We start from the raw sequence: 26,398 nt of genomic DNA on the forward strand, positions 1-26,398 counted from the left end.
AAATGGTGCAGGTTATTATGTGAAATTACTTCTTTTCTGTAACTTGCTTACCATTGTAAACACCAGAAGGTGAGACACGGTGAGCTACGCGGTATTCACCAGTTGTTTGATCCAACACGATGTTAGGAACATTCAAACCGATATGTCCGCGGCGGTTACGCTTGTGAGACTTTGAGTTTTTGTTTGATGGGGTAGCCATAAATGGCACCTCCTTTCGTTTCAATTTATCAACTAGTCAAGTTTACCGAAATTTAACACTTTTGTCAATAGTTTTTTTAAAAACAGTGTCAAGGTTTTTTACTTGACATTGTTTCGTGAGAGCTGAGCGGTGATTTCTTTGTGATGGAACCATGAAGATTGTATGATTGCCAACACATCATTTGCAAAGTACATCAGGTAAGTGACCAAAATAACTAAGGCCGAAGCGCCAAGTACGCCACCTGCAGCAACAGTAAATCCCCATAAAGCAATTTGCATTAAGCCCTGTAATAACCAAGCAAACCAACTTTCAGAGAAACGGAAAGTGGTTAAAACAGCGCCAACTAGCCCAGTGCCGAGTACCAAAGAATCTGATATTGGTCGTGGTGTGTGTAGGACTTGTGTTTCAAATAAGTAAGCAGCCGCAAAGGCAACAATTGCAACCAAAGCAACAACAGTATACCAAAATGTTTTACCGTGCTTTTCACCACGTGTATCTGTTTCATGAATAAACCGGACATGTTTGTCAGTATCTTTGACCCATGAAGGCATAACTAAAACGGGGATGTCGAGTAAAATAACATACGTTAACTGCAACACGGCATCAGCTGGATTTTTATGTAACCACGCAACGTAAATATATATAGCTGCTGATAATAGCCCAAACAAACCATTCATTGGTTTAGCTTCTTTTAAACCAAGAACAGTGGTCCAACCAAACGCTGCTGCAAAAAATGTCGCAAATGTCATGCCATTAATGGGGGCACCCATACCAAAACTCGTGTAGGCGATGATGAGGAGACCAAGCGCTAATAGGGCATAAGATAGTCGTGTCCAACCTCTAAATTGTTCAGCATACCAAAATGGGTTGAAAACTTGCCAGTGTGAAATGTGTGGTGTTGATGTTTCTTGCATGATTTAAACTTTACCGAGATTAAGGCACTCTGGGTGGTTTCTGTCGCAAAGGCAGTGCTTTGAGAGAGCGGCTCGGCACCTTTCTGTTTTTTATTATTTAAATGAGTTTGCCAGTATATTTGTTCGGTGTAATATCAAAGAAATCATAATTCGCCAATTCAGCAGTTGATGTGACATGCGCATCTGTACCAAAAGATAACATCAAGTTAATTGGATGTTCATCAATATTACCAGCAAAAACCGAGACAACTGGTGTATTTGAAGCAACTGAATAGCCTAATTCCATTGCTGTACCTGTATCGGCATCTTCTGCTTCAAAGATAGCGACAGTGAGGTCTGAGTTATCAATGGCTTTAATATCGGCTTTATAAGTCATTGCACCCCATTCAAAATCAGGCTCGTTGTTTGACTCACCTAAGGCAACGCCACCATATTGATGCAACAATGGGACATGAATATGGGCAATTGTTGGATTGGCACTCAGTTGCGTAAAGGCATCCTTCAATAATATCTCTTGGTTATCAGAAAACCAACCAGCAGCTAAATAAATATTTTTAGCACCAGGTCGTTTTTGTGAATTGTCGACATGACGATTAATCGTTTCAAGATCAGCAATCAATTTTGTTTCATTCATGTTTTTTCTCCTTTTATTTTGACGCTAGTATAACTTTACAACAGAATATTTTGTTTGTCTGGACAAGGGACAAAATTTGTCCAAAATTTATTTTATTGGTAACAGAAGACCTTTAAAAATATTATGTTTGATATTGTATTTATGGTAAAATGAAGCTATCTGAAAAAATATAAACTAAGGGGAACCGTGTTTTTCTCGATTGTCATATGCTAATTGAGTTGAATACAATAATCACATGTTTTTAATCGACTTCATCCTCCATATTGATGCGCACATTGCCACGTTAGTGACACAATTTGGACCATGGACCTATGTTATTTTATTCGCTGTTATTTTCATTGAAACAGGCATTGTCATTATGCCATTTTTACCCGGAGATTCGTTACTTTTTGCTGCTGGTGCGGTTGCTGCGACACCAGCTGGTGTCAATGCCGGATTAAATCATTGGGTATTTATGATATTGTTCTTTTTAGCCGCTATTGCAGGTGATTCTTTGAATTTCTGGATCGGCCGTACAGGTGGTTATAAATTGATAAAACACCCTTTAATTGGGCGTTTTATCAAAGAAAATCATATTCGTGAAGCAGAAGGATTTTTTGAAAAGCGTGGGGCAATGGCGATTATCATTGGCCGGTACATGCCGATCGTACGCACATTTGTGCCATTTGTTGCAGGTATTAGTCAGTTCCCGTATGGTCATTTTTTAAGAAATAATGTGATTGCTGCTTTTTCTTGGAGTTTGATTGCTACGGGTGCGGGCTATATGTTTGGTAATATACCATTTGTTAAAATGCATTTTTCGGTTATTATTTTGGGGATTGCATTAGTGACACTGATGCCAACTATTATTGGTGTTGTTCGTTCCATCATGGTTAGCCAGCGTGCCAAAAAAATTGCGAAAAAATAAAATTAAGCTGCCTTCGGGCGGCTTTTTTAGTATAATATACCTATGAATAATTTAAATAAATTACAACAATTGACAGGCATTTCGAGTGAAGAAATTGCTGATGCGTTAGATGTTGATGTCGCAACCGTCACGTCTTGGCAACAAGAAGAAAGTATGCCCACTGTGGCTGAATTAGAGGCGCTAGTTGGCATATTTTCAAGCCAACTTGATGCAAAAGGCATCGCTGAGCAATCGCAAGATCATCCTATCCATATCCGCTTATCTTTAGACTATTTACTGAATCTTGGTATCACAATGTCTGATTGGATTACGTTAAAGTGGGCATTTGAAGGTTCGTGGTCAGACGATAAATTAGCGGTTGGTTTCTTTAATGGCAATAAATTGGTTCGGGTTGTCGAATCAAATACGGACTTTGTTGCAGCGTTTGCTGGTTATTTGATTTTGCAAAGCGAAGGTGAATTTGAACCGTATATTGACGAATTTGATGATGATAAAACCTACGATTGGCGTTTGTTGCGCATTCAGGGTGACAAATTTCAAGACGTCACGCAAAAATTGATAGCAGGTGATTTGCCGGAGATTAACTTATGACCGAAAATTTGATTTTGGCAACGGACGCCTATAAACTAACGCATCATTTACAATATCCAAGTAATATTACAAAGCTTTATTCATATGGTGAAGCGCGAGTTGGTGGGCAGTTTAATACAGTCAGCTGGTTTGGCATGGGCATGATTTTACATGACTATTTTCATGAACCTATCACGAATGACATGATTGACGAGGCCGAAAAAGTTTCTGAGTTGACTTTTGGTACAAAAGCTTATTTCAATCGCTCGGTCTGGGAAAAGGTGCGTGATCTTGGCTACTTTCCAGTTAAAATTAAAGCATTACCTGAGGGCCTTGAGGTGCCAACTGGCAATGCCTTGTTTACCATTGAATCGACAGCACCCTGGTTTGCCACGAGCTTAAATGCGTTGGAAGTGTTGTTGATGCACGTTTGGTATCCAACAACAATCGCCACAAATTCCATGTATATCAAGAAGCGTTTGGCGCCTTTGTTAAAAAAATCTGGCTCACAGTCAGGATTATTTCTGGCAGTGAATGATTTTGGATTGCGAGGTGCGACCTCACTTGAGTCGGGTAAACGCGGTGGCGCTGCGCATTTATTACATTTTCAAGGATCAGATAATATGGCTGCGTCACAGTACTTTGAGGCAGTTTATGGGGTATCGGGACGTGCATTATCTGTGTGGGCAACAGAGCATTCAGTTGCAACAGCTTATGGCGCAGGTCAAGGTGAATTCGACTATGTTAATGCACAGTTTGATCGTGCACCAGATGATGCGATTTTGTCCATTGTCATTGATTCTTATGATGCGTTAAATTTTGTCAAAACAGTGATTGGTTCACCGGCCATTAAAGCACGTATAATTAATCGCGCGGGTCGGGTCGTTTTGCGACCAGATTCTGGTGACCCGCAGACAATTGATTTAGAAGTGCTGGCGTTATTAGCCAACATATTTGGTACAAAGACTAATGCACAGGGTTATAAGGTGCTACAGAATAATGTTGGTATTATCCAAGGCGACGGTATGAAAGCTGATACGATTATTGCTTTATATGAGGCGTTGATGTCTGCTGGTTGGTCAGCTGATAATTTAGTCGTTGGCTCTGGTGGTGGCTTGTTGCAAGAAGGCTTTACACGCGATACAGAAAGATTTGCGATTAAAGCAGCATATGCGGAAAATGCTAGCGGACAAAAAATTAATATTCAAAAGAATCCAAAAACTGACGCTAGTAAGGCATCTAAGGCCGGCTTGCTGAAAGTCATTATGCGTGATGGCAAAATCATAACCGTTTCCAATGATGAACTCGGCCAGGATTTATTAGAAACAGTTTACGATAATGGTACAATACCATTAATTAATGGCGAGGCCATTATTAACCGAGCACTTCTTTGGGGTAATAACAGTGAACTATCATTTTAAAACAGAAAAAGATATCACCAGTGATGTTGAAGTTTCTAAACTAGATGTCAAACTAGCCGCACAAGCTTATCGTGATCGTCAAAAACGAGAGAAAAGACCAGAGAGTGAACCGGATAATCGTATGGTTGGGCATGGTATACAGGCACTTGGTACAGAAGCAGCCATTGGTAAAGACGAACGTAAAATGCAAGTCGCTGCTTTATTCAAAGGTGGCATGACAAGTTATATTGATCTCGCCTTTGAAATGAATTTGGCAGAGTCAACTATTAGACAATATGGTAAAGAACTTGGGTTAACCTTTATTGATACAGAATATTAAGTTGACATTAATTCATTAGTAAGTTATGATGATATCAATATAAAAATTAAATTTCACATAGAGGTTGCGATTGACATGAGTCGCTTATCTGAACTGTTGTAACAGTTATGATGATAAGTAAAAGGGGAAATTGCCGAAGCAAAATGATCGGTGCAAGATTACTTTGTTGGGCTAATGGTTAATAACCATTAGACTGTCGTTAGTTGATAACGGTGAGCTATGGAAACAGTCAAAACTGCTAAATAAAAGCCTTTTGTCCGTGACCTAGTCTCGAACAAAGGGCTTTTTTATGTGAAAAATTGGGAGAATGATATGAGTTATCCAACAAATGAGTTGCAGCATTTGACGATTGATGGTGTGGATGCTGTCACGTTAGCCAAGACATATGGCACACCATTATATGTCTACGATGTGACTAAAATTCGCCAGACGATGCGTGCATTTAAAACTATTTTTGAAAAAGAAGGTGTACCTTACGTTGTTAGCTATGCTTCAAAGGCATTTGCAACTCAGGCAATTTATCAAGTTGCCCAACAAGAAGGGATTCACGCTGACATTGTATCTGGTGGTGAGCTATTTACGGCTTTGCAAGCTGGTTTTGATCCTAAGCATTTAAGTTTTAATGGTAACAATAAAAGTTGGGATGAATTGACAATGGCCATTGAAGCGGGTGTTGGGATGATTATTGTCGATAATTTCTTAGAACTGCAATTGTTGTCAGAGATTGCCGCAAAACATAACATGACACAAGATATTCTGTTGCGCATTTCACCAGGTATTTCTGCCCACACGCATGAATTTATTAGTACAGGGCAACAAGATTCTAAGTTTGGATTCGATTTGCTAACTGGGCAAGGTAAGCAAGCTTATGATATTGCAAAAGATGATCAAAATTTGAATTTGCTTGGGCTACATGCACATATTGGCTCTCAAATTTTTGATGTGACAGGTTTTGAAAAAAATGCTGCATTGTTAGCTGATACAGCACAAAGTTGGGGCTGGCAACCTGCGATTATTAACGTTGGCGGTGGTTTTGGTATTCGTTACACGGATGAAGATACACCTTTACCAGAAAGTGATTATGCTGATGCGATTATTCGTACTTTGAAAAGTAAGGCAGCGCAATATGATTGGAAAATGCCAGAAATTTGGATAGAGCCAGGTCGTTCTGTCGTTGGTCCTGCAGGTCAAACATTGTATACGGTTGGCTCTCGAAAAGACATTCCTGATTTACGACAGTACTTGGCAGTTGATGGCGGAATGGGCGACAATATTCGTCCAGCACTTTACCAAGCAAATTATGATGCCGTATTGGCTAATCAACCGAACGCACCAACCGAAGAAGTTGTGCGTGTTGCTGGCAAGTATTGCGAATCAGGGGATGTCTTAGTATGGCAGCAGGCATTACCACGAACGCAACCAGGTGACATTTTATCCGTATTGGCAACGGGTGCCTATGGTTATGCAATGGCTTCAAATTATAATCGTAACCCAAGACCAGGTGTTGTATTTGTCGAAAATGGGCAACACCAATTAGTTGTTGCGCGAGAAACTTATGCTAATTTAACAGCATTAGATAAAAAATATACTTTGGGCAAGGCTAATGTACAATAAGTCAAAATGACGATCATCTCATCTTAAAGCATACAGTAAAACTAAAATAGATAATTAAAGGAAACTAAATTCTCATGACAGAAACAAAAAATGATGCACAACGATTAATTAATTTTATTGCTAATGCAAAAAAAGTGACACCAGTGAAGGTCACATACAAGGGGACGTTATCTGGTGAAATTCCAGATACTGTACAACAGTTTGGGGGTGTATCTTTCGGTCAATTGATTGGTGATTGGTCAGAAATCCAACCATTGATTGCTAGTTTACCTCAGGAAAGTATTTACATTGAAAATGATGCACGCCATTCAGCAGTGCCATTGATTGACAAAAAGGCAATTAATGCGCGTATTGAACCCGGTGCTATTATTCGCGAACAAGTACAAATAGGTGATAATGCTGTTATTATGCTTGGCGCTGTTATTAATATTGGCGCCGAAATTGGTGCTGGGACGATGATTGATATGGGCGCTATATTAGGAGGTCGTGCGATTGTTGGCGAAAATTCCCACATTGGTGCAGGCGCTGTGTTAGCTGGCGTGATTGAACCAGCATCGGCACAGCCTGTGCGCATCGGTAATCATGTGTTAGTAGGTGCTAATGCCGTTGTCATAGAAGGTGTCCAAGTAGGGGATGGTGCAGTTGTTGCTGCCGGTGCTATTGTGACCAAAGATGTGCCTGCTAATACAGTTGTTGCCGGTGTACCGGCTAAAGTGATTAAAAAAATTGACTCACAAACACAACAAAAGACTGCCTTAATTGACGCCTTACGAGGCTTATAATGACAGTTGTTAACTTTGAAGCATTACAACAGTATCGCAGAGATCTGCATTTAATTCCTGAACTGGCATTAGAAGAACATCAGACTCATGCGTATTTATTAGAAAAAATAAAAAGTTGGCAGAATGATACGATGCGTATTCGCACTGTACCCGAATTACCAACGGCTATTTTGGTGCGTTTTCAAGGCACTGATCCTAAGCGAACGATTGGTTATCGGACTGATATCGATGCGTTACCAATTGCTGAACAAACTGGGTTACCTTTTGAATCAACTCATCCTGGCATGATGCATGCATGTGGACATGATGTTCACATGAGTTTAGCTTTAGGCCTTGTCCATTATTTTAGTCAAAATCAGCCAAAAGATAATCTCGTTGTCTTTTTCCAACCGGCTGAAGAGGCTAAAAGTGGTGGTAAATTGGCTTATGATCTTGGTTTGTTTACTGATGAATGGCGTCCAGATGAGTTTTATGGTATTCACGACCAACCAGATTTACCGGCTGGGACACTGAGTACCTTAGATGGTACTTTGTTTGCTGGAACTGCTGAACTTAAAGTCGCTGTTCACGGGCAAGGCGGTCATGCCGCTTATCCGCATTTAGTGAAAGATCCAATTGTTGCTGCATCAGAATTGATTATGCAATTCCAAACAGTGGTGTCACGATCAGTGGATCCTATAAAGGGTGGTGTGGTAAGCATTGGTGTTATTAACGGTGGCCAAGCAAATAATGTTATTCCAGATGACGTTTATTTTGAAGGTACAGTACGTAGTATGACACGCGTTGGATTAGATTTGATGATGAAGAGAATCCGCCAAATTGCTGCTGGTGTTGCTTTAGCAAATGATATCACCATTGATGTCTCGCTAGAGAGTGGTAGCTATTTACCCGTAGAAAATAATTCAGCACTAGCACAACTAGTGATAACATTTATGCAATCTCGTGATGATATTGATTTTGAAGTGGCTCAACCGGCAATGACTGGTGAGGACTTTGGTTATTTATTACAACAGATTCCAGGAGTTATGCTGTGGTTAGGTGTCAATGATACCCATTCATTGCATAGTCCAAAGTTAAATATTGACGAATCAGCACTACTGCCAGGATTTGAGGCATTAAAAAGTTTGATTGAATGGCGAATGGCGCATTAAAAAGCGATGGCAAGTACAGTAGAGGGAAAAGCAATGTATGAAAATATTAATTTAATTACGGCAATTATTACACCTTTTAATGCAGCAAATGATATTGACTACCCAGCCTTAAAAAATGTGATTGATGATTTGCTCAATCATGGCACGCAAGGTTTTGTGATAGCTGGTACAACTGGAGAATCACCAACATTAACGCATCAAGAAAAGCTAACGCTGACACAATATATCGCTGATTACGTCGGGGACAAAGCATTGCTAATTGCTAATGCTGGGACAAATAATACGGCGGAGTCTGTTATTAATGCACGCGAACTGAGTGAGATAGCTCGTGTCGATGCGATTTTAGCAGTGACACCTTATTATAATAAACCCAGTCAATCCGGTATGATTGCCCACTTTACTGCGATTGCTGATGCTGCGTCAAAACCTGTGATGTTATATAATATTCCAGGCCGGTCGGCAGTTGGACTGACAGTAGCAAGCGTCGTTGCATTGGCCCAACATGATAATATTAATGCGATTAAGGAAACAACTTCGGCAGAATTCATTGGTGCCGAAATTGAGCAAACACAGGCTGTTGACTTTGCTGTTTACACGGGTGAAGATGCCCAAACATTGGCGGCGTATGCACAAGGTGGCGCGGGGACCATTTCAGTTGCCTCACATTTATATGGTGATGAAATGACTGCGTTATTTGCAGCAATGAATGCTAATGATTGGCGTGAGGCCGGTCGTCTGCAGCGTTATTTAACACCACGAATGAACGCGTTGTTTGCATTTCCGTCGCCAGCACCAGTTAAAGCAAAATTGAGTGAAGTTGGCATGGTTAAAAATATTGTGCGGTTACCAATTGCACCTTTGACAAATGACGAACAACAAAAGCTGAATCAATTATTGGGGGAATGATTTATGTCAAAAATAATTTTGGCGGGTGGTTTTGGAAAATTAGGATTAGCGATTCAAGCTGGTCTGGCAGAAACAAATTATGACATTGTAGGTGTTTTAAGTGGCCATAGTCATGAAAGTCAGTATCCAGTATGGACGTCGCTAGATCAAATCAACGTATCGGCAGATATTTTTTTAGATGTTAGTACGCCTCAAACTGTCTTCAATAATGCACTGTGGGCAATTGAACATCATATGGCGGTTATTATTGGCGCAACAGGGTTAACTGATGATCAAATTGATACGTTGCGCGAAAAATCAGAACGTGGCGTGTTGATTGTGCCTAATTTCAGTCTTTCAGCAGTTTTATTGATGCAATTTTCACAATTAGCGGCTCAATACTTTCCTGATGTTGAAATTGTTGAGACACATAACCCCAAAAAGGTTGATGCACCTTCAGGTACCGCCGTACAAACTGCTAAACTAATAGCAAAAGCACGCATCGAAGAACCAGTTAAGTCAAGTGAAGGCGCGGCGCGTGGGCAGCGTGTAGCAGATGTTGCTGTGCATGCGATGCGTTTACCAGGTTATATTGCACAACAAAGTGTTTATTTTGGTGGCATCGATGAACAGTTGACGTTAACCCAAAGTACGACTAGTAGGGCAGCTTTCGTGCCAGGGGTTTTACGTGCGCTGGCAGGTGTTGAAAAAATAACAGACTTAAAGATTGGGCTTGATAGTGTTTTGTAATATACAGATAAACATATATGTATTTTGACCATCATCATTTATAGCGGAGAAATCCGCTTTTTTTGTGCATGAAATGATAGTTTTGGATTTGTGTTTAAGTTAAAATAAATCAACGTTAGAGTAGTTCTTCTATACTTTTAATGATACAAAATTCATAATAATACTAGGATTTTGTTTAACTTATGTGATACAATATTTTGGAAGATTGATTAACGGTAATCAATTAAAATTGAAGTATGAGGGGGCATAATTTTAATGCAGAATCAAAAGAAGATTATTAAATTGTATAAATCTGGTAAGTTGTGGGTAACAGCAGCAATCGTTGTTGGGGGTATGATTGTTAGTACAACAGTTTCCGCAGATACCAATGGTGAGGCAGTTAATGTCAATATGTCAACTCATCAGGATACAACTGCGCAAAAGTCGTTAGTAAGTGAACAAACGCCATCGACCGATGAGGCAGCAAAGTCGTCAGTAAGTGAACAAACGCAACCGACTGATGAAGCAGCAAAATCGTCAGTAAATAATCAAACGCAGTCGATTGATGAGACAGCAAAGTCGTCAGTAAGTGAACAACCACAATCACCTGATGAGACAGCTAAGACGTCAGTAGATAATCAACCACAATCACCTGATGAGACAACGAATACGTCAGTAGATAATCAAACAGTAGATACAGCTGAGTCAACAACAAAATCCTCAGCGGATGCTGTAGCACCTAGCAATGATATTGCTGTTAAGACATCGAAAAGTAGTCAGGCATTAGATCAAACAGCTAGTGACACGCAAACAACTTGGGAACGAGATAAATCTGCGCAAACCAATAATTCTGATAATAATCCTGTTAGCAATGAAGCAGGTGAATATTGGCCGGATACAAAGGGTCAATCTATTAAAGATTACGATAAAACAGAAACTAGGGACCTATTACAGACAACAACATTTACTGACGGGTACAATCCAACGCCGGTATTAAAGCAGTCTAGTGATTTATCTTTGTACGTGAGTGGGCAAAAAGTTGATATTGGTACGTTGAAAGATGATGATAGTTTAGGGACAGCAAAAGCGCCTAATTCAGAGTATCCAGGACATAGTTCTTCAGGACATTCACGGTTACTCAAAACATCTGATTTAGGACAAGATACTTACTTCTATGCAAAAGATGTTATGCGTATCAAAAATCAAGACACGAACAAGTATGAATCGTATGACATGAGGTGGACGTTGCAATCTGTTAATTATGGTAATGAACAATCAATGATTGCATTGGGTATTAAAGGAACTATTGACGGCGGTGGGACAACATTATTAAATGTGGGATCTGGTTGGCAGATGGCGCAATTGGGGAACTTTTTCAATACGCACATTCAATTTTTTAAAAATATTAATTACGCTGATCAAAATGAACAACTGACACCTGATGAAGCAATTTCAAAGGGATTAGTTGAAGCGGCTGCTGTGTTAATTCATTTTGGCGTGTCAGATATTGATGCAAGCGAAGCGATTGAAATCACAGATTCTGTGATTAAAAAAGTATACGTGGACAATGAGTCACAGTTGGCCTATCAAAAAACTGATGATGGTTATTTAGCTGTGACCAGAAAATACGATGATCCATCTGATGTATCGGATGTTAAGGGAGCAACATCACCAGTTAATGAAAAAAAAGTCACTGTGTTATTTGAAATGGATGTTCCTAAAGAAGGATTTGATTATTCTATCGCCACAATTGGCACCAAAAAAAATAATGATGGTGAAATACAATTAGGTCAAGGTAGTAAAGTAGATCCTTCATTATTGTCAACAATGAAGTATGAAGAACCATTAAGTGTTAACTTTCAAGATCAACAAGGTAATCAATTAATACCTTCAAAGGCAGATATTGGGATAATAGGAAATAAATATAACACTGATATAACACAACCTGTTCAAATTCCAGGATATCATTTGGTAAAAACGTTAGGAAAGGCAGATGGCGTCTATGTTGATGGCAATAACGAAATCACTCATGTTTATGCCAAAGATCAGGGTAACTTGGTTGTCAACTATGTGGATAAGTCTGGCAATGTGTTGGCAACAGCAGACAAGACAACAGCTGATACAAACCAAGATTACACAACAGAACCAAAGGCAATTGACGGTTACGATCTCGTACCGGAAAAGACAACTGGTGACGTGACAGGTCAATATCCAGCAGACGGCGAAACCAAAGAAGTGACCTACGTTTATGGTCAACAAGGCCAACATACTACTAATTACGTTGATGAAGATGGTAAGACACTTGTACCGACAGACACGACTAAGGGACCGAAAGATACTGATTATACAACGACACCAGCCGAAATTCCTGGTTATCACTTAGTACCAGACAAGACAACGGGTGACGAAACTGGTAAATATGATACGGGCAAGAAAACAGAAACAACATACGTCTATGCCAAAGATCAGGGTAACTTGGTTGTTAACTATGTCGATGAAAACGGCAATGTGTTATCACCAGCAGACAAGACAACAGCTGATACAAACCAAGTTTACACAACAGAACCAAAGTCAATTGACGGTTACGACCTTGTACCAACCAAGACAGCCGGTGACGTTACTGGCCAATATCCAGAAAATGGCGAAACCAAAGAAGTGACCTACGTTTATGGCAAACAAGGTCAACATACCACCAATTACGTTGACGAAGATGGTCATGTTCTCGTGCCAGCAGAACAGACTCAAGGACCAAAAGATACCGATTATACAACCATACCCGCCGAAATTCCTGGCTATCATGTCGTACCGGAAAAGACAATAGGCGACGAAACTGGTAAGTATGATACAGGCAAGACGACGGAAACAACTTACGTCTATGCCAAGGATCAAGGTAGCTTAGTTGTCAATTATGTCGGTGAAGCAGGCAATGTGTTATCACCATCCGATTCATCAACTCAGGACAGCGGTGAAGCTTATATCACCACACCAAAGTCAATTGACGGTTATGATTTCGTACCGGAAAAGACAACGGGTGACGTGACAGGTCAATATCCAGCAAATGGTCAAACTAAAGAAGTAACCTATGTTTACGGGCAACAAGGCCAACACACTACGAACTACGTTGATGAAAATGGGAATGTCTTAGTGCCTGCAGAGCAAACTCAAGGATCGAAGGATACAGATTATACAACAACACCAGCAGAAATTCCTGGTTATCACTTAGTACCAGAAAAGACAACAGGTGACAACACTGGTAAGTACGACACAGGTAAGACAACAGATACCACCTATGTTTATGCCAAAGATCAAGGAAGTTTAGTAGTCAATTATGTCGATGAAAGTGATGCAGTGTTATCCCCAGCAGAGAAGACAACAGCTGATACTAACCAAGATTACACAACGACACCAAAGTCAATTGACGGTTACGATCTCGTACCGGAAAAGACAACAGGCGACGTGACAGGTCAATATCCAGCAAATGGTCAAACTAAAGAAGTAACCTATGTTTACGGGCAACAAGGTCAACACACTACGAACTACGTTGATGAAAATGGGAATGTCTTAGTGCCTGCAGAGCAAACTCAAGGACCGAAGGATACAGATTATACAACGAGCCCAACTGAAATTCCTGGTTATCACTTAGTACCAGAAAAGACAACAGGCGACGAAATTGGTAAGTATGATACAGGCAAGACAACGGAAACAACGTATGTCTACGCCAAGGATCAAGGTAGCTTAGTTGTCAATTATGTCGATGAAAACGGATCAGTGTTGTTATCAGCCGATTTATCAACAAAGGATAGTGGCGAAGCCTACACAACAACACCAAAGTCAATTGACGGTTACGATCTTGTTCCATCAAAGACAACAGGTGACGTGACGGGTCAATATCCAGCAGACGGCGAAACCAAAGTAGTAACGTATGTCTACGGCAAACAAGGTCAACATACGACTAATTATGTGGATGAAGATGGTAAGACACTTGTACCAACGGACACGACTAAGGGACCAAAGGATACCGATTATCAGACAACACCAGCAGAGATTCCTGGCTACCATGTCGTACCAAACAAGACAACGGGTGACGAAACTGGTAAGTACGATACAGGTAAGACAACAGAAACAACCTATGTCTATGCTAAGGATCAGGGTAACTTGGTTGTGAACTATGTCGATGAAAATAGCGTGGTGTTATCACCAGCCGATTCATCAACTCAGGACAGCGGTGAAACTTATACCACCACACCAAAGGTAATTGATGGTTACGACCTCGTACCAACCAAGACAGCCGGTGACGTTACTGGCCAATATCCAGAAAATGGCGAAACCAAAGAAGTGACCTACGTTTATGGCAAACAAGGTCAACATACCACAAATTACGTTGACGAAGATGGTAAGACGCTTGTGCCTGCAGAGCAGACTCAAGGACCGAAAGATACAGATTATACAGCTACACCAGCTGAAATCCCTGGTTATCACTTAGTACCGGAAAAGACAACGGGTGATGAAACTGGTAAGTATGATACGGGTAAGACAACGGATACAACGTATGTTTATGCTAAGGATCAGGGTAACTTGGTTGTCAACTATGTCGATGAAAGTGGTGCAGTGTTATCACCAGCCGATTCATCAACTCAGGACAGCGGTGAAGAGTATACAACGACACCAAAGAATATTGACGGTTACGATCTTGTTCCATCAAAGACAACAGGTGACGTGACAGGTCAATATCCAAACGATGGCGAAACCAAAGAAGTAACCTATGTCTATGGTAAACAAGGTCAACATACGACCAATTATGTGGATGAAAATGGTAATGTCTTAGTGCCAGCTGAACACACTCAAGGACCAAAAGATACCAATTATACAACGACACCAGCTGAAATACCTGGTTATCATGTCGTACCAGAAAAGACAACCGGCGACGAAACCGTTAAGTATGATACAGGCAAGACAACAGATACCACGTATGTTTATGCCAAAGATCAAGGAAATCTAATAGTCAACTACGTTGATGAAAGTGGTCAAGCAATTGCTGGGAAAGAGTCATCAACTAAGAATAGTGGTGAAGATTACACAACGACGCCAAAGAATATTGACGGTTACGATCTTGTTCCATCAAAAACAACCGGCAACATAAATGGTCAATATCCAACAAATGGGCAAACAGCTGAAGTAACCTATGTTTACGGCAAACAAGGTCAACATACCACAAATTACGTTGACGAAGATGGTAAGACACTTGTACCAACAGACACTACCAATGGACCGAAGGATACGAATTATACAACGACACCAACAAAAATACCTGGTTATCACTTAGTACCGGAAAAGACAACGGGTGACAACACTGGTAAGTATGATACAGGTAAGACAACAGATACCACGTATGTTTATGCCAAAGATCAAGGAAATTTGGTTGTCAACTATGTGGATGAGTCTGGTAACGTGTTATCATCAGCCGATTCATCAACTAAGAACAGTGGTGAAGATTATACAACGACACCAAAGAATATTGACGGTTACGATCTCGTACCGGAAAAGACAACGGGTGACGTTACAGGTCAATATCCAAACGATGGCGAGACTAAAGAAGTAACGTATGTTTACGGTAAACAAGGTCAACACAAGACCAATTATGTTGACGAAGATGGTAAGACGCTTGTGCCTGCAGAGCAGACTCAAGGACCGAAAGATACAGATTATACAGCTATACCAGCTGAAATCCCTGGTTATCACTTAGTACCGGAAAAGACAACGGGTGATGAAACTGGTAAGTATGATACGGGTAAGACAACGGATACAACGTATGTTTATGCTAAGGATCAGGGTAACTTGGTTGTGAATTATGTCGATGAAAACGGCAATGTGTTATCCCCAGCCGATTCATCAACTCAGGACAGCGGTGAAACTTATACCACCACACCAAAGGTAATTGATGGTTACGACCTCGTACCAACCAAGACAACGGGTGACATCACAGGTCAATATCCAGCAGATGGTGAAACTAAAGACGTAACGTATGTTTATGGTCAACAAGGGCAACATACAACCAACTACGTTGATGAAGCTGGTCATGTTTTGGTTCCAACTGAACACACTCAAGGACCAAAGGATACCGATTACCAGACAACACCAGCAGAGATTTCAGGCTATCATGTCGTACCCGACAAGACAACGGGTGACGAAACTGGTAAGTACGACACAGGTAAGACAACAGATACCACCTATGTCTATGCCAAGGATCAAGGAAATCTAATAGTCAACTATGTCGATGAATCTGGTCAAGTGATTGCTGGAAAAGAGTCATCAACTCAGAACAGTGGTGAAGATTACACAACGACACCAAAGAATATTGACGGTTACGATCTTGTACCAAATAAGACAACGGGTGACGTGACAGGTCAGTATCCAGCAAATGGTGAAACCAACGAAGTGACCTATGTGTACGGTAAACAAGGCCAACACACCACGAACTATGTGGATGAAGATGGTAAGACACTTGTACCAACAGACACGACTAAGGGACCAAAGGATACCGGTTATACAACCACACCAGCCGAAATTCCTGGTTATCACTTAGTACCGGAAAAGACAACAGGCGACGAAACTGGCAAGTATGATACTGGCAAGACAACAGATACCACGTATGTTTATGCCAAGGATCAAGGTACAAAACCTGAAGAGAATGTTGTTGAAAAAAATTCAAATCAAAAACAGGATGATCATGAGTTTGTTTTGAATAATAACCAGGTGATGCAAGATAAGGCACAAAGCGACAACTTAATCAAAAAAGAAGTCCCTGAAAAGTCTGTAAAACAGTTACCTAAAACTGGTGAAGAGACACAACCTCATAATACAATCACTATGATTCTTGGATTGGCATTGTCAACACTAGGATTAACGATGTTTGACAAAAAGCGTAAAAATAAATAACGGTCAATACATTATTTAAACATACTTGATAGGTTAATAATGATAACTTTTCAGCAACTAATCATTCGATAATTTTATTTAGCTAGATGATGATGAAATTAATTGTCAGCAGTCATGAAGCTGATTTAGTTGTGAGTAATACGACTCATCTTAAAACTTAGAATGAATTAGTCAAGTAAACAGTTATTATTGACATGATAATGACCAAAAAAGAAAGCACTTCGGTGCTTTTTTTCGTACAATAGAGTTATGAAAACAATTACGAAGATTGCAACACAAAAAAAAGCAGGGCGATATAGCGTTGATTTGGACAAACAATTTGCGTTTGGTGTGTCTGAAAGTGTGTTAATTAAATACGGTTTAGCAAAGGGTCGTGAGCTTGATGATGCTTTAATTGAACAAATTAAACATGATGATGAGGTTGCCAAAGCCTTTAATATAGCAATTAATTACTTAGGCCACGCCTTACGAACAATTAAACAAGTCAAACAAAAGTTAACTGAAAAGGCGGTTTCTGAAGCCATACAGGATCAGGCGATTGCACAGTTAAAAAATCTAGGATATCTTGATGATGCTAATTATGCAAGGCATTATGTTGCAACAAAGAAATTAATCAGTCCCAAAGGGCCAAATGCTATAAAAATGGATTTGAAACAAGCAGGTATCTTGGACGACGACATTGAGATGGCCCTCGAAACCTATACTTACGAAGAGCAAATTGAAATTGCTCAAAAAATGGCGACGAAATTTGCTAATACCTACAAACGTGAATCTACACGTGCTAAGCAACAAAAAATTATTCAAGCGTTAGCGAATAAAGGGTTTTCCTTTGATATTGGGCAATCTGTTATTTCAGAACTCAATTTTGAAAATGATGATGTGACTGAGTTAGACAACATAAAAAGGCAGGCCGATAAACTCTGGCATCGTTATCGCAATGTGCCACTGAGCCAGCGGCAGTATAAGACGAAAAGTTATCTTTATACTAAGGGGTATCATCGTGAAACTATTGATGTTATCATGTCAGCATTTGAAAGTGAGTCTTAATCATGCAATTTTATGATCCAAAAGTGATACAAACAAAATTATCAGCAGCAGAGCAACAAGCGAATACAATGCTAAAAGAATTAAAGCTTTTAAAAGCAGTAGATCATATTGATAATTATAGGCAACAACAAATCAAGGCATTAGAAAATCAATTACCCCATTTAAAATTAATTATCGTACAGTTACAAAAGCAGCTGATTTCTTCTAAAAAAGCTAACCAAAAAACGAATACGCAACATTTTGTTCGTGGTAATAGTCATCGCAATGACTTGTAGTCTATCATTTAATCGTGAAATTTGGTACAATTAAATAGAAATTCGGTGTTAGAAGAGTAGGTACGATCATGAGCTTTGATAAGTCGAATCGCGGACCACGCGAAGGAGATTTCATTACGATCAAAAGTTACAAACATGATGGCTCGTTGCATCGAACTTGGCGTGATACCATGGTGCTAAAAACTAGTGAAAATGCGATTATTGGATTAAATGATCATACTTTAGTAACTGAAGATGACGGTCGTCGCTGGGTGACCAGGGAGCCTGCTATTGTTTATTTTCATAAAAAGTATTGGTTTAATATTATTGCAATGATACGTGATAATGGGGTTTCGTACTATTGTAATTTAGCATCACCTTATGTCTTAGACAAAGAGGCGTTAAAATATATAGATTACGATTTAGATGTCAAAGTTTTTCCGGATGGCGAAAAGCATTTACTTGATGCAGATGAGTATGCTGTTCATAGTAAAAAATGGCATTACCCACCAGAAATCGACCAAATTTTAAAAGCACATGTTAAAATTTTGGTTGATTGGATTAATGACGAAACGGGCCCCTTTTCACAAGGTTATATTGATATTTGGTTTGCTAGATATCAGCATTTGATGCAACAACGCCTCAAAGATCGGCGTTAATGAAGAAAAAGCGCGCAAAGATTTGCGCGCTTTTTTGTGTGATAAAATAGAATAATAGGTGACATAAGAGAAAATACACTAATAGTTATTTAAGGGTCATTAACGAGAGGGGCATGCTATGGGACTTAAAATTTTTATGAATAATGCACGTACTGACCTACGTGCCAGTTTACTAGAAGATGTGCAAAAAAATCTACAACAAACCCCTAATTTGACAGTTTATTATATCGTTCCAAATCACGTTAAATTTGATAGTGAAGTTGATGTTTTAAAACAATTTGCTATTTTGAATGGGAAAACGTCGAAAAATAAGTTCTATGCACAAAGCCGATTACAAGTCTATTCATTAACGCGTTTAGCGTGGGCATTATTAAAAGATATGCCCGATGCGCAACCGAATATCATTCAAAATACAGGCTTATTTATTATGGTTTCTGATATTCTACGTGAGTATGCTGCACAATTACCTGTTTTTGCGCGAATGCAGTCTAAAAGTGGCTTCATTTCAGCATTAGTTAAGCAACTGGTTGAACTACGTGCAAGTCATATTTCACCCCAAGATTTATTACAAATTTTAAATGATGAGAGTCACGATGATACTTTTTTACGTCAAACACTTGCTAGTAAGTTACGTGATTTAGCCATCGTATCCGATGCTTTAACACGTAAAATAGGCACTGAACGTATCACACAGCAAGAGGTGCTACCTTTTTTTGCGACACAATTAGCGGCTACTCAGTTAGAAAATGTTGCTTTTTATTTTGATAATTTTAATGGTTTTACGAGTGCTGAAATGCAAGTTGTGAGCCAAATTTTGACACATTATCCAACGACAATAGCCTTATTGGGTGACGTCAAAAAATTAGGATATCAGCAGGCAGGTGATGTCTTTAATAAACCAATGCAAACAGCACAACAGCTCGTTTATTTAACAAAACAAGCTAACCAATCAGTAGAACTCATAGCTGCAACAAAACCAAGGCAGCTTAGTCACACTGTAAATCAAGTATTGTCGGCGTGGGAAAATCTAGGAGAGTACCGCGCCTTTAGTGGAGAAGTAGACAAGGTTGAATTACAGGCATTTGCAGCAGAAAATACTGTTGTTGAAATGCAAGAGATTGCACGTCGTGTCCGACGCCTTTTGGTTGAGCAACCGACACTACGATTGCGTGATATTTTAATTTTAGCGCGTGATTTAACACCTTACACGGCACATATTCCCGAAGTGATGTCACAATTTGATTTACCTTACTTTTTAGACACAGATCAAAAAATGGTGAACCATCCTTTGGTTGAATTAATTTTAAACTTACTGGTACCAGCTAAAGACAGATTTCAATATCAAAATGTTATGACGGTTTTAAAAACTAGTTTACTACGACCCTATAATCAGACCAGTTTAGTTCCTGAAGATGAGTTTTTCGATGTCGTCAGTTATTTTGATAATTATCTGTATGCAAATCGCCCCTATGAGAAAACTTGGCGTAATTTAGAAAAGCCCTTTGAATTATTCACCGTTGTTGGTCAAATTGATGACGATGATGCAACGATTGTTTCTGACGATGCTATCACAAATCGTCGAATTGAAACACTACGCCGATTTGTATTGACAGCGTTTGATGCGCTACAAGTTGCGTTGGATCAAGCAAAAACGACACAATTAGCGGCTACTAATTTGGTTACTTGGTTACAAAATTTTCATGTTGTTGATGCGATTACAGAGCAACGTGATGCCTTAATTTTAGCTGGTGAACTCACACGATCACGCCAAGGCGAAGAAGTTTGGCAGTTATTGACACAAACTTTAGATGAGATTGTTGAAATTAGTGGGAATGAACCGTTTGATTTAAGCGCATTCAAAGATGTTTTATCTACAGGATTCTCAGGTGCTAAATTTTCAGGTATTCCCAATAACTTAGATCAACTCACAATTTCTGAGGCAGGTATTGTTCAAAATAATCACTATAAACAACTCTTTTTTATTGGTGGGACACGTTCTAATTTACCAGCACAGGCCAAAACAACTGCTTTAATTAATGACGCTGAAAGACTCATTGTACAACCGGCATTAAAAGAAGCTGGTGTCTCAAAATATTTGCAAAATACGGCGCAACAACAAATGACGGAAGAAAACTTGTTATTTTATGGTGCACTGGCGGCAACCACAGATAATTTAACTTTGTCATATCCCATGTTGGAAGCCAGCGGTAAAATTTCAGAAATGTCACCTTTTTTCAAAAGACTAATTGCCACCTTTAATGTTAGTGTGGAAAAGGTAGCAAGTAAGCCACATAACGGTGCGGATCTGTTGAAAAGGTATATTGGCACTGCACGGGCAACGCTTTCTGAACTCGTTAAAATTTTACCAACGCAACGAACAACAGCAGCTTTTAAAGCCATACAAAACACCATTGCAGACACTCAAAGTGACCGATTAACACGTGTTTTGTCAGCGCCAAACTATAAAAATACGTCACAAGTTTTAAAACCAGAATTTGTGCATGCTTTGTTTGGTGATCAGTTGAATGTTTCTATCTCACAATTAGAAAGTTATTATCGTAATCCATTGGGATACTTTATTCAGTATGGTTTGAAGTTAAAAGAGCGTGCCACCAATGAATTAGATGTGGCACAAACGGGTACATTATATCATGCAGTTTTGGAAGGTGTTTTGAAAGCGCTCATTAAAGAAAATATGAGTTTGCGTGATATAACCACACCTGATTTATTGATATTAGTACAACAAAAGATGACTGAAATAATACAATCTCCTGAATATCAGTTATTGCAGGAGAATGGTAAGATGCGTGCAACGCGTGATTATTTACAACGTGTGAGTGCGACGCTTTTGATGAATTTACAACGCTCCGCACGTGTTAATTCAGCTAAACCGAGTCACGTCGAACAACTATTTGGTTTTCCGAGTCAAGCGTCCTTACCACCGTTAAAGTTTTCGCGTGGGAAGGTTAACGTTCAGGTTCGTGGTAAAATTGACCGTTTTGATATACAGGATCAAGCACATGTGTTTGGTACGATTATTGATTATAAATCTAGTGGGAAACAATTTGATTGGGGGCAAGCATTTGACGGTTTGCAGATGCAACTGCTAACTTATTGGCAAGCGGCACAAATGAATGCTCAACTACTGGGTGTCGAAGCAATTGGTGGGGCGTTTTTTGCACAAATTGCGCCTGAAAAACAGCTCATTGCAAATTTCAAGGGTGATATAGATGATTTGTTAGCTGGGAACGTCAAACCAGATATATTTAAATATCGCGGATTATTTGTGTCAGAAGAAGATTATATCGACAGCTTAGATCATTCGGACGACAGTAGGGCTTCACAATTTTATCAATTAAAAAGAAAAAATGATGGCGCGCTTTATGCAAATAGTGACTTTGTAGATCCGGAGGACTTCGAATTATTACTGAGTCGTAATCGTGATAATATCAACCGTGCAGGAGAGCACATTTTAGCGGGCTTATTTCCTTTAGAACCGACGATAGCGAGTTTGCGTTACACGTCCTTTGCCGATATTTTACGGTTTGATCGTTCCTTGGGAGATACCTATCGGCCAGAAGCGCCCAAAGGGAAAGCAAATATATTAAAAATTTTGAGGGAGCGTGACGATCATGGCGACACAATTTACGATTAACCAACAGCGTGCGGTTCAGGAGACAGGGCATAACATTTTAGTTGCCGCCTCTGCTGGTTCAGGGAAAACAACTGTATTGATTGAACGTTTAATTCAAAAAATATTGGCAGGAACTAGTGTTGAAAATTTTCTAATCGTTACTTTTACACATGCGGCTGCCAATGAAATGAGAGAGCGACTTGAAATAGCTATTGAAAAACGATTACAGACTGCTGATGAGCATTTAAAACGTTTCTTGCAAGAACAATTATTGCTATTACCAGCGGCCAATATTTCAACAATTGATGCTTACGCGCTACGTCTGATTGAAAATTACTATCATGTGATTGGCTTGGATCCACAGTTTCGCTTGCTATCAGATACCGCGGAACGCGATATGCTTCGTCAGGATGTGCTAAACAATGTATTCTCAGATTTTTATGAAGAAACACACGTGCAACATGCCAATTTTTTAGCCTTGGTGACTAATTTTGGTGATCCAACTCATGATGATCAATTACAAAACATTGTTTTAAAGTTAGCTGATTTTGCTGAAGCACGTCCAGATGGTTCAGCTTGGCTGCAAAGTTTACGTGAAGACGATTTGACGCATGCTAGTGATTTGACGCAGTCAGATATGTACCGTCATGAGATACGGCCTATTGTTGAAAGTACGATTAATCAGTTGATGGCCGCTGCCAAAGACATCCAAATATTGACTGATGGCATACCCGAGTTTAAGAAAACGCAAGCCGGATTTTTGGACATGACAACTTATCTAAGTGGCATTCAAAGTTGTTTAGTTGATGGCAAATGGGATGTTATCCGTGACCAAATCATGCAATCACCTAAGATCAGTATAGAAACAAAAGCAAGTAAAGGGGTGAAAGAAGAGCCAGAAATGTTGGCGATTTTATCCCAGGCAACCACGGTTAAAAATAAAATTATTGGTTCCAAATCAGACATTAAAAAATTGGCAGATACCTTTTTTCGATTCAATGAAAAAAATTGGCTATCAATACAATACGATTCTAATCAACTCACGCAAACACTTATTCTATTAACACAAACATTTCGGGAAGCATTTACCGAAGCAAAAAGAACAGCCAAATTAGTAGATTTTCCTGATTTAGGGGCATTGGCACTTCAAATTTTAGCAGACGAAGCGACACAAAAGACAGTGAGCGGGCAATTTTCAGAAATATTGGTTGACGAGTATCAAGATATTAATCAATTACAAGAAACGTTACTATCTCAAGTATCTAATGGTCAAAACATGTATATGGTTGGTGATGTTAAGCAGAGTATTTATGGCTTTAGGCAAGCAGAACCATCATTATTTACACAAAAGTATAAGCGTTTTGCACAAGGAAACAATGACGATACGCGCATCGAGTTAGCTGATAACTTCCGTTCCCAAAATAATGTCACGCAGGTCACTAATTTAATATTTACGCAGTTAATGGATGAAAAACTAGGTGATATTGCTTACTTAGGAGAAGCTAAATTAGTGCCAAAAGCGGCTTATCCAGTGGATGTTCCTGCGGTATTTGATGTTGATGTGATCACGACAACGTCTTCAGAAAGTCATCAGGATGAGACGGCACAAATGGCTGACGAGCCAACGTTCGAAAAAAGACAGGCACAGTACGCACGACTGGCTGATAAAATTTTAAAGTTACGTCAAACAACAATCTTTGATCGAAAAAATGATCCAGCAGGCATGCGGCCTGTTGAGTATGCGGATATTGCTATTTTAACAAGATCAAAGGCTGGGTACATTGATCTTGTTGCTGCCTTGCGACAAGCAGGTATTCCAGTACAAGTTGATTCTGTTGGTAATTACTTTCAAACGATGGAAATTTATTTAATGTTAGATGTATTACGCGTTGTTGATAACCCGCATCAAGACGTTCCGCTTGTTGCTGTACTGCGGTCTCCCATGTTTAATTTAACGGAAAATGATTTAGCAGCCATTCGCTTGACAGACCAAAAGCATGATTTTTGGACAGCGCTAAAAGAATTTTCAAAAAGTGATGCTCAGGGTAAAGTGATACTGGATTTATTTCAAAAATGGCATCTACTTGCAATTCAAAATGATCTAGTCACGCTTATTTGGACAATATTTGATGATACAGCTTGGTTAGACTATGTTGCGGGTATGCCCGGTGGGGCACAAAGGCAGGCTAATTTACATGCCTTGTATGATTATGCACGAACATACCAAACTAATAATAATGCTGGTCTATTTAGATTCGTTCGGTACATTGAACAGTTACAAGATAATGATGGTCAACTTGGAGAAGCACCACAAGAGGCTGATGTGCAGGCCGTACGTATCATGACAATTCACGCATCTAAAGGCTTGGAATTCCCGATTGTTTTCCTGCCTGAGTTTGATAAAGACTTTAATACGAAAGATTTAACTGGTAACGTTTTAATTCAAAAAGATGCGGGTATTGGCATGGACTACATGCAACCAGATGCCTTAGTTTCAATGTCTACTTTACAAAAGTTAACTGTGCAGCAAGCATTGAAACGGCAAAGTTGGTCAGAAGAGATGCGATTGCTGTATGTTGCTTTAACACGAGCAGAGCAGCAGTTGCATATCATTGGCTCTGTCAAAGTTGATGATGACGGCAAAAGTACGCGACTAACGGAACTATGGCAACTAGCAAAAAAAACTAGTGGTCAGTTCTTAGCAGAAGACCTACGCTTATCAGCTAAATCTTATTTAGATTGGTTGGTAATTAGCCTTGCCCGTACAAAAAATGAGATACTAGAAGGTTGGTTAGGCGATGGTGAGCTACCAAGATTGGTTGGACCAGAAACATTATTAGATGGACAAATAACGATTAATTTGATAGATGATACGACAATTGAACCAATATTGGATGATATCAGCATTGCTGAAACTGCTCAACCTGAGAATACAGCTTACAGTGTAGATGATTTTACGCAAGCAAAAAAGATTATAAATTATGAATATAGCAATCAAAGTGCGAGCCATACTGCAGCTTATCAGTCGGTAAGCGAGATGAAACGCTTGTTTGAAGACCCAGATCGTCCTGAGTTACAAACAGTTGATGTGCTCGAAAATGGTGATTTTAGACCAGCTAACGTATTAGTTAACCAGTCACTTGCATTACCTGAATTCATGACAGATGGGTCAAAAAAGCCTTCAAGCGCGGCTGTAGGTGTTGCAACACATCTGATGCTGCAAATGCTTGATTTTAAAGTTATTCAAACGCGTCAAACACTTGAAAAATTACGTGATGATTTAGTGATTAGTCACCGAATTTTACCACAAGTAGCAGCCTTAGTTAATATTGATAATTTAATGGCTTTTTTGGAAACAACGTTTGCCCAACAAATCATAAAACATGTTGATACACTACGTCGAGAGGCAACATTTGCGATGATTATACCTGCTAATCAAATTTATAAAAACGTGATTGATGATGAACCAGTGCTAGTTCATGGTATTATTGATGGGTACTTTATTGATGAAACGACTAAAATGATTACCATTTTTGATTATAAAACAGATTTTATTCGTCATGATCGCATTGATGAAGATTTGAAAAAATTGGCAGCACGATATAAGGGGCAATTACGTTTGTATCAGCGGGCTTTGCAGCAAGAATACCCTGAGTATATATGCCACACACCGCAGCTCATCTCATTAAGCATTGGCCGTGTTGTCGATATAGCATTAGCTTAATCTGATATGTCATGTAATA

At 39.5% G+C, this 26,398-nt stretch carries 18 protein-coding genes and 1 riboswitch; of the genes, 15 read left to right on the plus strand and 3 right to left on the minus strand.

Features of this window, described 5'->3' with window-relative positions; genetic code table 11:
• Positions 1-25: 25 nt before the first annotated feature.
• The 3 genes from rpmF to LKI_RS09285 form a co-directional block, all read right to left on the minus strand.
• Positions 26-199: a 50S ribosomal protein L32 gene (gene rpmF / locus LKI_RS09275; protein WP_013103890.1), complete on the minus strand. Its 174-nt coding sequence runs from the start codon at positions 197-199 to the stop codon at positions 26-28.
• A 98-nt stretch (positions 200-297) separates the two neighbouring features.
• Positions 298-1,113, minus strand: coding sequence for a nicotinamide riboside transporter PnuC (gene pnuC / locus LKI_RS09280; RefSeq protein WP_013103891.1), 816 nt, complete (start codon positions 1,111-1,113; stop codon positions 298-300).
• 97 nt (positions 1,114-1,210) lie between these two features.
• Complete coding sequence (locus LKI_RS09285) at positions 1,211-1,747, minus strand: nucleoside 2-deoxyribosyltransferase (RefSeq protein WP_013103892.1); 537 nt, start codon at positions 1,745-1,747, stop codon at positions 1,211-1,213.
• A gap of 235 nt (positions 1,748-1,982) precedes the next feature.
• Here LKI_RS09285 and LKI_RS09290 point away from each other — a divergent pair, with 235 nt between their 5' ends.
• The 15 genes from LKI_RS09290 to addA all read left to right on the plus strand — a co-directional run bounded on the left by LKI_RS09290 (position 1,983) and on the right by addA (position 26,379).
• A complete protein-coding gene (locus tag LKI_RS09290) occupies positions 1,983-2,654 on the plus strand; it encodes a VTT domain-containing protein (protein WP_013103893.1) in 672 nt (223 codons plus the stop codon).
• Between the two features lie 42 nt (positions 2,655-2,696).
• Positions 2,697-3,245 carry a helix-turn-helix domain-containing protein gene (locus tag LKI_RS09295; protein ID WP_013103894.1) on the plus strand — a complete coding sequence of 183 codons (549 nt, stop codon included), beginning with the start codon at positions 2,697-2,699 and terminating at the stop codon, positions 3,243-3,245.
• Positions 3,242-4,645, plus strand: a complete 1,404-nt coding sequence (locus LKI_RS09300) for a nicotinate phosphoribosyltransferase (protein WP_013103895.1) — start codon at positions 3,242-3,244, stop codon at positions 4,643-4,645. Before LKI_RS09295 ends, LKI_RS09300 begins: the two co-directional genes overlap by 4 nt.
• Entirely contained in the window at positions 4,629-4,964 is a 336-nt protein-coding gene (locus LKI_RS09305; RefSeq protein WP_013103896.1) for a hypothetical protein, read from the plus strand. The genes LKI_RS09300 and LKI_RS09305 overlap by 17 nt, the downstream gene beginning before the upstream one ends.
• Before the next feature lie 50 nt (positions 4,965-5,014).
• Positions 5,015-5,192: riboswitch (Lysine riboswitch) on the plus strand.
• A gap of 84 nt (positions 5,193-5,276) precedes the next feature.
• The gene (lysA, locus tag LKI_RS09310) at positions 5,277-6,578 is read left to right on the plus strand and encodes a diaminopimelate decarboxylase (protein ID WP_013103897.1); all 1,302 of its coding nucleotides are present in this window, start codon (positions 5,277-5,279) and stop codon (positions 6,576-6,578) included.
• 74 nt (positions 6,579-6,652) lie between these two features.
• Positions 6,653-7,360, plus strand: coding sequence for a 2,3,4,5-tetrahydropyridine-2,6-dicarboxylate N-acetyltransferase (dapD, locus tag LKI_RS09315; protein WP_013103898.1), 708 nt, complete (start codon positions 6,653-6,655; stop codon positions 7,358-7,360).
• Positions 7,360-8,511, plus strand: a complete 1,152-nt coding sequence (locus tag LKI_RS09320; RefSeq protein ID WP_013103899.1) for an N-acetyldiaminopimelate deacetylase — start codon at positions 7,360-7,362, stop codon at positions 8,509-8,511. The genes dapD and LKI_RS09320 overlap by 1 nt, the downstream gene beginning before the upstream one ends.
• 33 nt (positions 8,512-8,544) lie before the next feature.
• Positions 8,545-9,417 carry a 4-hydroxy-tetrahydrodipicolinate synthase gene (dapA, locus tag LKI_RS09325; RefSeq protein ID WP_013103900.1) on the plus strand — a complete coding sequence of 291 codons (873 nt, stop codon included), beginning with the start codon at positions 8,545-8,547 and terminating at the stop codon, positions 9,415-9,417.
• Positions 9,418-9,420: 3 nt separating this feature from the next.
• Positions 9,421-10,146: a 4-hydroxy-tetrahydrodipicolinate reductase gene (dapB, locus tag LKI_RS09330; RefSeq protein WP_013103901.1), complete on the plus strand. Its 726-nt coding sequence runs from the start codon at positions 9,421-9,423 to the stop codon at positions 10,144-10,146.
• 255 nt (positions 10,147-10,401) lie between these two features.
• The gene (locus LKI_RS10910; RefSeq protein WP_013103902.1) at positions 10,402-17,061 is read left to right on the plus strand and encodes a MucBP domain-containing protein; all 6,660 of its coding nucleotides are present in this window, start codon (positions 10,402-10,404) and stop codon (positions 17,059-17,061) included.
• 249 nt (positions 17,062-17,310) lie between these two features.
• Positions 17,311-18,108, plus strand: a complete 798-nt coding sequence (recX, locus tag LKI_RS09340; RefSeq protein ID WP_013103903.1) for a recombination regulator RecX — start codon at positions 17,311-17,313, stop codon at positions 18,106-18,108.
• A 2-nt stretch (positions 18,109-18,110) separates the two neighbouring features.
• Entirely contained in the window at positions 18,111-18,383 is a 273-nt protein-coding gene (locus LKI_RS09345) for a hypothetical protein (RefSeq protein ID WP_013103904.1), read from the plus strand.
• 68 nt (positions 18,384-18,451) lie between these two features.
• On the plus strand, positions 18,452-19,021 hold the full coding sequence (gene ntdP / locus LKI_RS09350; protein ID WP_013103905.1) for a nucleoside tri-diphosphate phosphatase: 570 nt from the start codon (positions 18,452-18,454) through the stop codon (positions 19,019-19,021).
• 118 nt (positions 19,022-19,139) lie between these two features.
• A complete protein-coding gene (locus LKI_RS09355) occupies positions 19,140-22,676 on the plus strand; it encodes a PD-(D/E)XK nuclease family protein (RefSeq protein ID WP_013103906.1) in 3,537 nt (1,178 codons plus the stop codon).
• Positions 22,654-26,379: a helicase-exonuclease AddAB subunit AddA gene (addA, locus tag LKI_RS09360; RefSeq protein WP_013103907.1), complete on the plus strand. Its 3,726-nt coding sequence runs from the start codon at positions 22,654-22,656 to the stop codon at positions 26,377-26,379. Before LKI_RS09355 ends, addA begins: the two co-directional genes overlap by 23 nt.
• Positions 26,380-26,398 lie beyond the last annotated feature (19 nt).

The organism is Leuconostoc kimchii IMSNU 11154 (genome assembly GCF_000092505.1).
GTDB lineage: Bacteria > Bacillota > Bacilli > Lactobacillales > Lactobacillaceae > Leuconostoc > Leuconostoc kimchii.

Bases quoted from the DNA above. Each gene is read 5' to 3' on its own strand.
- rpmF (WP_013103890.1), bottom strand. From the start codon at position 199: ATGGCTACCCCATCAAACAAAAACTCAAAGTCTCACAAGCGTAACCGC.
- pnuC (WP_013103891.1), bottom strand. From the start codon at position 1,113: ATGCAAGAAACATCAACACCACACATTTCACACTGGCAAGTTTTCAAC.
- LKI_RS09285 (WP_013103892.1), bottom strand. From the start codon at position 1,747: ATGAATGAAACAAAATTGATTGCTGATCTTGAAACGATTAATCGTCAT.
- LKI_RS09290 (WP_013103893.1), top strand. From the start codon at position 1,983: ATGTTTTTAATCGACTTCATCCTCCATATTGATGCGCACATTGCCACG.
- LKI_RS09295 (WP_013103894.1), top strand. From the start codon at position 2,697: ATGAATAATTTAAATAAATTACAACAATTGACAGGCATTTCGAGTGAA.
- LKI_RS09300 (WP_013103895.1), top strand. From the start codon at position 3,242: ATGACCGAAAATTTGATTTTGGCAACGGACGCCTATAAACTAACGCAT.
- lysA (WP_013103897.1), top strand. From the start codon at position 5,277: ATGAGTTATCCAACAAATGAGTTGCAGCATTTGACGATTGATGGTGTG.
- dapD (WP_013103898.1), top strand. From the start codon at position 6,653: ATGACAGAAACAAAAAATGATGCACAACGATTAATTAATTTTATTGCT.
- LKI_RS09320 (WP_013103899.1), top strand. From the start codon at position 7,360: ATGACAGTTGTTAACTTTGAAGCATTACAACAGTATCGCAGAGATCTG.
- dapA (WP_013103900.1), top strand. From the start codon at position 8,545: ATGTATGAAAATATTAATTTAATTACGGCAATTATTACACCTTTTAAT.
- dapB (WP_013103901.1), top strand. From the start codon at position 9,421: ATGTCAAAAATAATTTTGGCGGGTGGTTTTGGAAAATTAGGATTAGCG.
- LKI_RS10910 (WP_013103902.1), top strand. From the start codon at position 10,402: ATGCAGAATCAAAAGAAGATTATTAAATTGTATAAATCTGGTAAGTTG.
- recX (WP_013103903.1), top strand. From the start codon at position 17,311: ATGAAAACAATTACGAAGATTGCAACACAAAAAAAAGCAGGGCGATAT.
- LKI_RS09345 (WP_013103904.1), top strand. From the start codon at position 18,111: ATGCAATTTTATGATCCAAAAGTGATACAAACAAAATTATCAGCAGCA.
- ntdP (WP_013103905.1), top strand. From the start codon at position 18,452: ATGAGCTTTGATAAGTCGAATCGCGGACCACGCGAAGGAGATTTCATT.
- LKI_RS09355 (WP_013103906.1), top strand. From the start codon at position 19,140: ATGGGACTTAAAATTTTTATGAATAATGCACGTACTGACCTACGTGCC.
- addA (WP_013103907.1), top strand. From the start codon at position 22,654: ATGGCGACACAATTTACGATTAACCAACAGCGTGCGGTTCAGGAGACA.